Annotated in this window: 6 protein-coding genes and 1 pseudogene; 2 read left to right on the forward strand and 5 right to left on the reverse strand. The window is 38.9% G+C overall.

The genetic code is table 11. The features are described from left to right. Positions 1-203, reverse strand: a pseudogene (locus tag T499_RS0111335) (hypothetical protein); the annotation flags it as partial. A 394-nt stretch (positions 204-597) separates the two neighbouring features. Between T499_RS0111335 and T499_RS0111340 the strand changes: the two are divergent. Both T499_RS0111340 and T499_RS0111345 read left to right on the forward strand, forming a co-directional pair. Continuing rightward, a complete protein-coding gene (locus T499_RS0111340; RefSeq protein WP_033151069.1) occupies positions 598-858 on the forward strand; it encodes a hypothetical protein in 261 nt (86 codons plus the stop codon). A gap of 7 nt (positions 859-865) precedes the next feature. Beyond that, positions 866-1,264 (forward strand): PIN domain-containing protein, encoded by a 399-nt coding sequence (locus T499_RS0111345; RefSeq protein WP_052173677.1) that lies wholly within the window; start codon positions 866-868, stop codon positions 1,262-1,264. A 351-nt stretch (positions 1,265-1,615) separates the two neighbouring features. Here the strand turns inward: T499_RS0111345 and T499_RS0111350 are convergent, their stop codons facing one another. From T499_RS0111350 to T499_RS0111365, 4 genes are read right to left on the reverse strand one after another with little or no spacing between them, the layout of a single operon-like run. Then, complete coding sequence (locus tag T499_RS0111350; RefSeq protein ID WP_033151070.1) at positions 1,616-2,392, reverse strand: phospholipase D-like domain-containing protein; 777 nt, start codon at positions 2,390-2,392, stop codon at positions 1,616-1,618. After that, a complete protein-coding gene (locus T499_RS0111355; RefSeq protein WP_033151071.1) occupies positions 2,382-4,478 on the reverse strand; it encodes a UvrD-helicase domain-containing protein in 2,097 nt (698 codons plus the stop codon). Before T499_RS0111355 ends, T499_RS0111350 begins: the two co-directional genes overlap by 11 nt. 2 nt (positions 4,479-4,480) lie before the next feature. Further along, entirely contained in the window at positions 4,481-10,615 is a 6,135-nt protein-coding gene (locus tag T499_RS0111360; protein WP_033151072.1) for a DEAD/DEAH box helicase, read from the reverse strand. 3 nt (positions 10,616-10,618) lie between these two features. Next, positions 10,619-12,625, reverse strand: coding sequence for an AAA domain-containing protein (locus tag T499_RS0111365; protein ID WP_033151073.1), 2,007 nt, complete (start codon positions 12,623-12,625; stop codon positions 10,619-10,621).

Genomic DNA, 12,625 nt, shown 5'->3' on the forward strand with positions numbered 1-12,625 from the left:
TTCAGTTGTCGCATAAAGAACCGAGCAACAAAGGCTCTAATTCTACTGTTTTCAATAGATACCACACAATATTGGCTGGCTATTTCCCTGGCAAGGTTGAGGTAATTTTTTAAACTTGGCAGGTAGTCAAGGGGCGCTCCGCAGCCAGCAGCCGAAGCTGCCCCAAGTTGAGCTCTTTCAAGCTCGTTGTTGATTGTTTCCATCGTTTTTCAAATTAATTTAATGTTGTTTATTAGTTAAAAAATCGGCTGCAAATATAATACTTCTCCAGTAATCAAAAGCAAAAATATTAATCTTTTTTATTCGCGAGCGCCACTAAATTTTTAGCGTATTTCCTTGGTTTTTCCAATAGATTCACTATATTACAACAGTTACCTGCTGCGAGTCGCAGCACCCTACCAAAAACCACCCACATTTTGTAAATAAAACGTAGAAAAAACCCTCCACAAAAAATTTTTCACCCAAATCCCAAATTGCAAACTCCGACCTTACAAAATCGACCTAATCGAGTCGTTACCTTTGAAAAATATTGCCACTTTATTTGTTTATTCCGAGATTTTGCTTATCTTTGCAGCGAAATCAATAAATAATTGGCTTATGACAACATTTGCATTAAACAATTTATGGAACTATCTGCAGGGGCTTTCGCTTTCGCAGAGTGACCGTGAGTGGCTGGCCAACAAGCTAATTATGCCTAACGCAACCTCTTCTGAACTTACAGATGAAGAGCGTAAAGCTCTCTTTCTCCGTTTAGCAGGCAATTGGTCAGAAACAGTAGAGGGTGAGGAATTTTACCAGATGATGAAGAATCGTGATAAAGAACGCCCTGCAAATCGTATTGTAGACCTCGACGATTAAGTATATTATGAAAGGATATATTCTCGATACAGATACATGGATTGAATACTTTCACCGCCGCAATGGAGTAGAAAAGCATATTGCCAATACACCCGTCAATCAAATCTATGCATCTGAGGTTAGCATTGCTGAGCTTACTTATGGTGCACTCCATAGCAAAGCGGTTGAAAAACATCTTCAAGAAACAAAAGGCATTCAAGACACATTTACTATTTTACCTCTTGGTGACTGGACGCGCGATTATGCAGAAATACGCCAAGCCCTTACTAGTAAAGGTCTGGTAGTCGGAGATTTCGATATCCTCATAGCAGTAACTGCTCGTCATTTCGATTTAACGGTAGTAACCCATAACACCAAACACTTCAGCCAAATCCCAGGCATTAACTGTGTTGATTGGGTTGAATAGTTACCGAATAAACAGTTTGAATTAATTATCTCAAATAATGTGGTCGCAAATTGCGACCACATTGTTTATCGGACATTATTTCGGACATTATAGGCTTTTTCGGACTTTTTATCGGACATTTTGGAGTTTTCGGACAATTTATCGGTCATTCTTTGTCTTATCGGACAATATAATGCAGTTAATACAAATAATCTCCGAGAAATCAAACTTTTCTCCAATTTATTACCGAAAGTTCAAAAAAAGCATTATCTTTGCACTAGCTAAAAATGCATATTATTATATGCATCCGTCATTCCAAGAGGAGCCAACAGTGATGTTCGCTCCTCGGTTTTTATTTACTTCCTCAAAAGATTATACTTCCTCAACCATTATCTTTGCCTTAAACTCATTTGCCATTTTAGCAAAACGTTTCCAATTAGATTTAAGGATGTCTGGATCATTCCAAACTTTCTCAAAGTGTTTTAACGTTGCCTGCATCATTGTCGGACCAGACAAAAGTATTCCTGCTTCATGATTTCTCTTTCCACTTGCACGCTTACCGATAGCAGCAGAAGTGATATTGGCAGAACCGATGTACGCACACTCATCGTCAAAAACAAACATCTTCATATGATTGCGCCCGTTGTAACGCAAGTCGAAAAGAGGATTCTCCAGCAGTTGAGGGCAGTTTTTCTTTGCATAGAGGTAGAACCCGAAAGGCTTCATACACACCACCTGAACGTGAACGCCTCGTTCCACAAGCAATAAGAAGAAGTCGCATAAGCGCATCGTTTCTACTCCCCCATCAGCCTCAATAAAAACGTTGAAGTTTTTAAGATTTGCCGTAGCAATTTTCAAACTGCGCTTTACTTCTGTCATACGTTTAAAGACCTGGGTATAGTGCTCCTCGTCTTCTACATAGCAGAAACTAGCCTCCGTTTGAAATTCCTCAATGTTGGAGTCTGAATCCATCTTTATAAGCCCTAATTCAGCCAAGTCCTTCGGCATAATACGCCATCCACTTTTAGGAGCCTTCCGCGCAGGAAGTGTACCGCTGTGAATCAGATCGTATACCTCCTGCGTCGAAAGCCCAGTTAAACGGACTGCATCTTTTGTACTTATGTATTTATTATTGGTGTTATATCTCATGCTTAAGAAGATCTGTTGGCTCACCAAATCCGACCATATATACAAGTTGTCGTGCTCGCGTTATAGCAACGTAAAGTAATGAGCGCTTTGCTGACAAGTACTCCTTTTTAGCAACATTATCCATTCCAGAGAATGGGTAACCTTCTGTAGCTTTAGAAGGCAGATTACGTTCATTTACATCAGTTAGAATGATTACACGGTATTCGAGTCCTTTCAATGAATGGAATGTACACAAGTCAACACCATTAGTACTACCTTGCTTTTGATCCCCTTTTAAGACTCTATACTCTTTTCCGTCACGATGCAATCTTGTTTGAACCCCCTTCAATAGTTGCATACTTGGTGCAGCTATACATATCTCAGAAGGTTTTATTCCATTGTCTATACACTCATTAAGCCATTCTATAACCTGTTCAACTTCTGAATTTGCATCACTTACTATTTTGTATTGAGGGGCTATTCCATCATGTATAAGAGAAACATATCCTTTTGTAGATTCCTTACCTCCATCAAGATCGTCATAATCAACGCCCTTAATGACTCCAACAGCAACCCTCTTGATAGGTTCTGTAGTACGGTAATTGATTTTAAGTTTTTTGCTCCTAATACCTCTTACATTAATACCCGCAGCTCCGAAATTCATTTTACGGCCCGTGTAGATACGTTGAATAGGATCTCCAACTAAGAACAAATCGTTCTCTCCTTCAGCAACTAATGCACGAAGGAATTTCAATTCTGGGTTTGAGAAATCCTGAAATTCGTCAGCTATAACATTGGTGTATGGATGGATATTATTCTCGTTGAGATAGTTCGTTGTTTCGTTAAACAACTCCAGTCTGTCAACAACCTTACGCTCTTGTTTCAAAGCTACATATTTCTCAACGAGTTTCCAAATCTCAATGCGCTGTTTGCGGTTTAATGCCTTGTTACGACCAACACGTGGTTGCATCATATACTCTTTGACATCATTATTCCCATAATATACGATAACATCAATGTATTCGTCGTATAGGAACTGTTCGTTAAATTCCGTGATTTCTGTTTCAAGAACTTCACGCCATAACTTCAATGACTCTTCATCACCGCTATAATCAAGCACATTATAACCATCTTTTATCTTATATGCCTGCGCAACATCCAATAGAACACGATCAATGTTGTTTAAGGTGTACTTATTTGATGGAACCCCAAGTTTTTTAATAGAATCCGCTAAGTTTACCCTAAGTGTTTTAGTGTATGTTGTAAACAGCACCTTTGCGTCAGCCTTTTGGCATAGGTATTTCAGACGATGAATAGCTGCAATGGTCTTTCCGGTTCCAGCTCCACCACTAACTTTCATTGTACCCTTATATTCGGCATCAACAAGCTTTCGCTGTGATGGATGAAGGAATATCTGCCATTTATCCATGCCTTGGTCGATAATACGCTGAAGTTCATCATCATCTGTAATTTCAATAAATCGGCGTTTATTATTATCACTTAGCAATTTGTCTTCATTCTCATGAGCCTGACCTTCTTCTATGTTGCTAATAACATCATCTATGTTGGTACCATCCATTATATTGAATATGTTTTCATACGCGTCAATAGGCAGAATTGGCTCCAATGCATCGAGATCATCCAACGACTTAATAGACATTACTCTTCCTATTGCGTCCTGTGGTATACCAATCTTCAGCAATTTTTCCTCTGGTACACCTGTAAAGAAAGTATTTTCAATTTCAGGCAGACTTGATGGTGTAAAATCATCCGCTTTCTCTTCTACAGATATCAACTGGCAGGCCTGTGTATGCTCATTCCATACAAAGCGCTTGCTCATACCCCATCGATATGCCTCTTCATGGTCAGCGACATACAACAGGGAATATGTATTTCCATCCAATACTCCGATAATTACACGATAGTTATCATCAATTCGTGCTGTGCGCATTGTTGAATTCTTAAATTGAGCTATTGGTTCCAAATGAATGCCTGGCGATGCAGGGTTTTCACGAAACTTCTTTTGGAATGTTACCACCTTGTCCTGTGTCTTTTTTGGCAATTTAAAAACTGCGTCAAAGAATGTTTCTGATAAAAATAGTCTCATATTTATAATCTTATTATGTCAATACTAAATTCTTCCTGTTTAATAACCTTATATCCCTTCTGTTCGAATGTTTCTTTATCATCTTCACTATAGGGATCGATGGCAATCTTCGGATTATCAATAATCATAGCAGCACTTGCGATAACTTCATCGTTTTCGTCTGTGAGCTCAAAAATACCATCATAGCTGAAGGGAATATTGTTGTCTATTAATATATCAACAATATCTTCCATTCCGGGATAGAGTTCCTTGACTTCGTTTCGGTTCACAATCGAAGCAACAACCTCTTCTTGAGGACTTTCTTGAGTATTAGAGAAGAATTGAATCAGATTGTATCTTCTCCAGAATTTAACCCATTCTTCTTTATCCAATACACTTAATCCCTTGTGTATCAGAAGGTCGTAGCTGATTGCGTCACTATATACTTTATCCACTTCCTCATCTGTTGAGCTGTCAGTGAGCCTATCCTCACATGATGCGTCCTGAGAAACAGAACCTTCATATAACGCCCCTCCACTTGTTAGGAATTCTGACGTATCGTATATACACCAGAAACAAGTTTCCTTGATATTTCCTAGCTGCGGGTTTTCTAGGAATTTCCCTAATCGAGTAACAGAATTGAGTCCCAGTTCATCATCTTTTTCAGATTCGAACAACTGAATATCTTCCCACGTCAATGTCCAAGAGAACATGCGCTGTGGCTTTGCCTGTTTGATGCCCTCACGTTTTTCCCAATCGCTATAGAATCTCATATTAGGCGTACAGGCATGATATTGGTAGCCATCCAAATATACTGACCACCAAGGAATGTTTATCAAATCTTCGATCTCAATTCCGTCAATCTTCGCACGGGTACACATGATCTGGAAATCAGGGATAGTGGTATGCTTAACCCCATATGCAACAGTCAATTCAAACTGTGGTTTAATATTATATCTGATCTCCGTTTCTGAACTTTCATCCATTACTACCAACTCGTAATGGTATGAATCTTCATCAGGCACCTTCTCGAACGACCAGTCTTTATTCTTTGACAGCGTTCGCATTGCACTAACAAACTTCAGTTCAAGTTCACTATCTTCAGCTGCACCATTTTGTGCAATAGTACCAACAGAACCATCAATACGTTCCCATGTTTTGGTATTATCAACCAGTCGTTCAAATAATATTTCAGCCTGTTCTCTGCTAAACGAATCGCGAGAATATTGGTTGCCATATGTAAGTATACAATGATAACATCCATCTTTACCTTCATGCTGGCATGTGCATTCTTTTATTCTATTGTATGCATTTTGCAGCAGTTCTGTGAATGCATCTGTATTATACAGCTTCGCCAAATATCCAGTTCCACCAGGGATAGTATCATACATCACAAGATAGTAATCTTTCTTTCCTGTAGCCAGATTCGCTTCAGTATACGAATCTATTCTGATATGTTCAGGAGATGAATGGTAGTATTCTTTCATACCAAGTTCAATACCTGCCCTAAACATCTCGACAGCTGATTTTGCATCTAATATCTGTACTGGCAAAAGAATCTTGATTGCCTCTGTCTGCATATGGCGATACAAATAGAGCTGCTCAAATACCTCGCCATTTCTATCATCAGCAAAGCTAATCTGTTTATGGTTACAGAATCTGTAGTGCTGTTCTACAGGTTGATGATCCCTATTCGTTTTAGATAGAATTGGTGTAGACTTACCGCAGTACTTGCAAGTTACAAAGCCGTTTTCAGGTATGATACTCTCATTGTTAATTTCCACTTTAGCTCCTGACTGCATCTGCATACCGTAGTTGGCTTCATACAAATCCATGTTGTTACAGAATTCAATACCGAATCCTATGCCATTCATGGCGTAGGATGAAACAACCCCCTTATGGTGGAACATAAAGTGTTTCTTTACGATGAACTGTTCTTTTGTACGTTCTTCGTTTGAGTCATCAAGTACAGCATCAACCTTATACATAGCACTCCTTGCGTTTGTGAACTTCAAGAAATGGTGTTGGTTAACACCCCATGAAGGGTCACCACATTTCGGACATGATGCTTGTGAATAATCTGGTGTTCCTTTTTCCGCCAGGCAATCACACTTAGAACAATATCTCATAGAGGTGAGATTGTCTTTCCAATCAAAAGTAGGTATACCACTAACCTCTAACTGAAGTTTCTGGGTACAGAACTTATTACCAGGCGCCAGTTCCTTAATACCTTGCGAGGCAGACCTTGTTAGTTCTATAACACTTGGTTCTGCTACATTATTCTTCTTATCTTCTTTTTCTTGTGACGAATAAACACTGGCTTGAAGTTTTACTCCCGTCTCTGGAAAAGCATAGTTTGGCAACAGGCCGCAGTTAGTCATAAACTCAATAAGACTCTGGCCTTGAATGCTCGCATACTGTTTCTTGCATGCCTTTATCAAATCCTTTATGGCTTCCTTCGCAGGATCATTGGGCTGTAGTTTCTCTTCCTGTTCCTTATATTCATTCATCTCCTGCCCCAACCCATACAATCTGTCTGCCAAAGAATGGAATTCCTTGATAATAATCTGATAGAAAGATTCATTATCCAGAGAGTCTGCAAGAATCTTTATCGTTGGTTGAGTCTTCTCATCATATTGCTCTGCAAACCGCGATTTTAAGGTATTCTTGTTGTTCTTAATAAATGCAATGATTTGATTGATGACGAAACTATCAAGTGCCAAAGCGTCCTCCGTAAGTTTCAGGTCTCTCACATACGAAGGCAGTGTATTGTCCGTACTTGCACTAATCCATGTATCAATACAGTATGCAAAGAAATGACGACGAAGTATATCTTTTGCTTCAAGGAAACAACCTGGAGTATTCACTTCGCCTTCCATCATCTCATCTGGATACGTAAAATAATACATATCATGTGGCTCACCAGAATGAGCGTAGTTCAGCACAAGGGCAGCTCCTTCTTTACGTCCAGCTCGTCCAACTCTCTGAAGGAAGTTACTTGGTTTAGGTGGAACATTTGCGTTGCCCATCACATTCAAATCGCCAATATCTATACCCATTTCGAGTGTTGAAGTGGCTGTTAGAACGTTTACAGAGTTGGAATGAGGATGCTCTTTAAAGTCTTTCTCCAACTTTTCCCTATCGCTACGTTCCAACAAACCAGTGTGCTCACGTGCATATACACGAGGAGATAGCGCTCTGTTATATACCTGCTGGTAGTAATTCAGTTCTGGATTGATTTCCTCAGAATATGTTCCCGCACATTTATAATCTAGACAAGGTGTATCTTCTGCAATCACGTCATTTTTAGCCACATATAGTGTCGACTGGCAGTTACTACATTTAATATGCTTTACCTGTTTGCTTACCCATATATGATCAGGATTAATAACATAATTGCCACCTCCTTCAGAAGCCCTGTTCACAAGCCCAACTTCCTCCATCTTAATGAAAAGCATTCTGATAAAGTCGTTGAAAAGAGTCATATTCTTCTCAATGGGCCAGTTGAAATTTCTCCAGAAGTAGTTTGTGTACCAATTGGGCTTTTCTCTTCTTAGAACCACGATGTCAAGCATATCGTCATTGGAGCCTTGGAAATTGACACCAATAAGTTTCGGGAACCTAATGCCGCCTCCAAATGCTCTATTTAAAAAGTGGCGGCCGTCTCTATTCCAGTTTAGAGCCCACAAAGTTAGCGCCTCTTTTCTATACTTATCGAGATATTGATGGTCTACCGCGCCATGTTGTCTCATTCTCTGAAGTATACCATACACATAGTGACAGAAAGAACTTTCATTTTCGGCAACATAACTGAGGTTGTTCTCCATCAGGAAATCTTTCATCAAGTCATACACCTTATGTATATCTTCGCTTTTGAAGAAGGTTGCAGACGAACCTGTTTTCTCCAAAGTACGACCTAATTGCGAAGTCAGACCAAACTCACTTATGATTTCCCAATCTACACGGACATCAAACTCCTTTTTGAAAGATTGCATAAAGCTATTTCCTTCTCGATAATTGTGCCTCAAATCTACGTGAGAAGCCAAGTCTGCTGGAAGAAAACGGTTATAATAATCTTCCTCAGTCAATTTTGCTTTCCAATAATCTTTAAAGCCTTGTTGCAACTCTGCCACATTTACAGGATGTTCCAACGTGTTAATGTATTGCTGCATTGACTGACGGAACAAGAAACGGAAGGTTCTTGCTTCGTAGAAACCTGCTTGATGTGCAGCATCCTGAACACTATTATTGAAAACCAGAATCTTTCTATCTTTTTCATCCGCATGGTCAAAATCACTTGACAATACCTGACTAATGGCCACGCTCGACAATGTTGATGTTCTACCGCCTATTTGGCAAATCGAGTCGCTATTACACTCTGGGCAATTTGATGCAAATCGCTGATTACCCCCTCTTGTCGACGTAGTCTTGCTGCACACGCGTACTCTTAGTGTATCACTATCACTTACGCTTGCTTCACGTAAATCCTTCATGAATACATGATGAGTAACGTTAATCGCATTGTCATTCACATATTCATCTATGGCCTCATGCTTTTTCGATTCAATATTAAGGAGCATAATCTCCTTTTCTCTATTCATGAAAGCCTTGTTGATGGTCGCTATATCAGAGCAATACCTGTCATCAGTTGCCAGTCTTCTGGAAATCCATCCGCTTGCTCCGCACTCACGACAGAAATACATAGGCAGTGCTATTCGGTCTTCATCCTTCTTTAAACTATAACGCCAGACGAATTCAGGCTCCTTCTGGAAATATCGTAGGATACCACTCAATTCGCGCTGCCACAGCTGAACCTGGAGATAAAGAAGTGGAATTTGTTTGCTCGTTTTATTAAGTGGACGTTTGGCATAAGCAATCAATGCCAGAAGATTTTCCAACGTAATGATACATACCTTCTCGCCATCCTGAAGATAAAGCCTACGATAATTATTATCTTGGTCAATCAGCCTCTTATGTATATCGTCAAGTGATAGTATTCCTGAACTCAATATTACCAACAATGATTTGACGATATCCATACTGCGAAGATATGTTCCTGCATCAACTGGAGAGATTGATGAATCCTTTAGCCATACCTTGCATAGGCGTTTCATATAACTGTCAACAGTATCATTAGCACCAAACTCACAACTCTTTATAAGTTTTACGTCTGGCAGGTTATTGTTCGTTACTGTTATATACTGTTCTACTGGGATACGATGTTCTTCAATAACATTCTCTTCTTTGAAAGTCTCTCCAAAAACATCTGTAGCATATTCACAGAGTCGTTTCTTACTATCTGCACCGTTACCTATAGTAGCAGAGGTACCTATAGGACACAACACGCCCTTTGGCATATTGAGCTTTAGCTTCAAACGTCGTATAAGGTTGGCCACATCAGTACCTTGGGCTCCATCATAGGTATGCAACTCGTCAAGAACAATAAACTTAAGTGCTTTATAATCTGTATCAATGTTACCTTTCCATAAGAAACGGAACCTTTGACGCATCAGACCATAGTCAAGCATTTTGAAGTTTGTGAGAAGAATATCTGGTACGGTGTCTAAAATGGCATCACGATTCTCAATGATATGGTCTTCGCCCATGTCTCTGGGATAATCCTTCGGATCAGTACCTTCACCTACAAAAAGGCCTGCAGTTACCTTTCCTTTTAAGCGTTCATCGTTCCATATAGTCTCTGCCAGACGTTTTGCCTGATCGCTGGCAAGTGCATTCATGGGGTACATGATAATCACTTTTACGCCTACCTGTCGCTCATACTTATTACAATTATAGCAGTAATCTAGTATTGGATATAAGAAACACTCCGTCTTACCTGAACCAGTACCTGTTGTTAGTAATGTTGGCTCTGGATTATGCCCATTCTTCATAGACAACTGGCTAAATGCCTGCAGCTGATGCTTATAAGGTGGAAAGTTTGGAGCAATATCCAATGGTATATTCTTACTCTCCTCCTCAGTTGCTGATACGAAAGGAGTTTTCAACGATATAAATGGCCCCTTGAACAATCCATCCTCTTTATCTTCAATAAAGCGGTAGAATGCATCACTTACATCCTTCTCCTTAAACTTGAAGGTTGCCTTGATATACTCTATTATTGAATCACGTACTTCGCGTGCTTGTTGGAGTGGTAACATATCTTATTGTTTTAAGAGATCAATACTAAATTCATTTGAGGATATAACTTTGTATCCAGCTCGTTCGAAAATCTGCTTAGAGTCGTCATCAACAGGATCTATTGCTATCTTGTATTGTTCTAAAAGTAATCCCGCAGTTGCAATTACTACACCATTGTGATCTAGCAAGTCAACATCACCATCAAAGCTGAACTGTATTTCATTATCAAGCAGTACATCTACTAATGATTCCAAACCAGGATAGAATAGTTTTATCTCATTTCGATCTACGTTTGTTTTTATCTTGTCATCAACAAACTTGCATTCTTTAATGAAATTGCGAACCTTATTTGATTTTATAGGTACAATATCAATAGGCATATCTGTTAAGAGCAACGTTGTACTTCTTGAACGACTTGTAGCTACGTTAAACAAATTATCTGAGAATGCAAATTCGGGATTCCGAAGAGGAACATAGTAAATTGTATAATCTACGGTTTCGCCTTGAATTCTATTAATCGTTTCTACAAGAATATCTAACTTCTGATTATCTCGACAGTACTCCTCTTGAAGCTTTTCAGTTGTCAGTACGAAAGGGGTAAGGATTGCTAATCTTCGTTTTGGATAATACCCAGAAAAGACGGTTACGATATTTCTTATAATCTCCAATGCGTTCTTAGAATAGTTTGCACCAGATTCACCTTTGGTGTTATATATTATAGTTCCGCCTTCATCTGGGAAGAAGGGTTTCATCTCTGAAGGTATATTAAATATAGTCTTCTCATCCTGAACACTTGTAAGGTGCCCACCATAAAAATACCTTGATTGATTACAACTAGCCGGAGTTAATCGATGTGAAGTTGTAATTCTGTAACTCGGAACATCTGTCGAACATATAAAGGTCATCATCCCGTTTGACTGAGTATCTATATCAATAAAGCGATAATCTGCGGCATTCTTAATTTCTACAACAGGAGGAAGTTGCATAGGATCGCCAACGATAATACACTTTTTGCCAAGTTTCATAAATGCAGCTATTGCCGTGAGGAATGCCTGTGAAGCTTCCTCTACTACAATCAAATCATAAATCGGGCCATTAACTTTGTTTATTATTCTAGATAAAGAATAATATGTTGAACACAAAACACCACCTTCAGGAACCATTAAATCTTTATCCGCAGGTATTAAAAAGGGATATTTCCTCTTTTCTTCTGCCGTCAAGACAGTCTTACTAATAATACCTCTTTTAATTACATGTTCTATAGTCTCTTGGGAGATTAGAGAAATTAAGCTCGCATTGCTTTGAGTAGTAACACAAACTCTTTTCTTCTGTTCTGTAACTTTGCTGATAATGGATCCCAATGTATAACTTTTACCAGTACCTGGAGGTCCTTGAAGAACACAAACATCATGTTCTTTTAGACTTTCTATAATCCTGTCAGCAACATTTTCTTTACTTGTAAGTTCAATCGGTGTCCAGTTATCGTAACTTATCTTCGGTTGAAGTAGTAAATCTTTATCCGATGGATGTAGTTTAATATAATCTGCAAGGTTCATTAATAATTCCGTGGGAGGCAGTGTTTCTAACATGACAAATTTAATATTGACATGTTGATCAAGTGCTATACGCACGGTTTTAAGCATTTCAAGACTAACATTGCCACAGCCAATCGTTTTTCTCTCATTAAGAAAGTAAATAGGCAATGTATCTGAGAAAGATGTATGAGCACTAACATTCTCCCTATATTTCAAACTGGTACAGTTCCATTTTGATACATCTACACCATATTCCTCATACGCATTCTTTTTTATAAGACAAAATACCATTGGAACTTTTAGGCGAGGTGTTACTTCGGTGTCAAAACGAAGTATTACCTGACCATAGTCAGTTGTTCCAGCAACTGTACCATAAAAAGCTTTTCCTTCTGAGAAAAGACTATTTAAAGGAGTATTCGCATATTGTTCATACTTCTTCTCTTGATCTCTTCTCTGTAGTCTAAAGAACTTTTCGTATGATTCTAATCTATCCAT

The organism is Prevotella sp. RM4 (genome assembly GCF_000701965.1).
Classification (GTDB): Bacteria; Bacteroidota; Bacteroidia; order Bacteroidales; family Bacteroidaceae; genus Prevotella; species Prevotella ruminicola.

What these genes read in the sequence shown, in the direction of transcription:
- T499_RS0111340 (WP_033151069.1), top strand. Translation starts at nt 598, where the DNA reads ATGACAACATTTGCATTAAACAATTTATGGAACTATCTGCAGGGGCTT.
- T499_RS0111345 (WP_052173677.1), top strand. Translation starts at nt 866, where the DNA reads ATGAAAGGATATATTCTCGATACAGATACATGGATTGAATACTTTCAC.
- T499_RS0111350 (WP_033151070.1), bottom strand. Translation starts at nt 2,392, where the DNA reads ATGAGATATAACACCAATAATAAATACATAAGTACAAAAGATGCAGTC.
- T499_RS0111355 (WP_033151071.1), bottom strand. Translation starts at nt 4,478, where the DNA reads ATGAGACTATTTTTATCAGAAACATTCTTTGACGCAGTTTTTAAATTG.
- T499_RS0111360 (WP_033151072.1), bottom strand. Translation starts at nt 10,615, where the DNA reads ATGTTACCACTCCAACAAGCACGCGAAGTACGTGATTCAATAATAGAG.
- T499_RS0111365 (WP_033151073.1), bottom strand. Translation starts at nt 12,625, where the DNA reads ATGGATAGATTAGAATCATACGAAAAGTTCTTTAGACTACAGAGAAGA.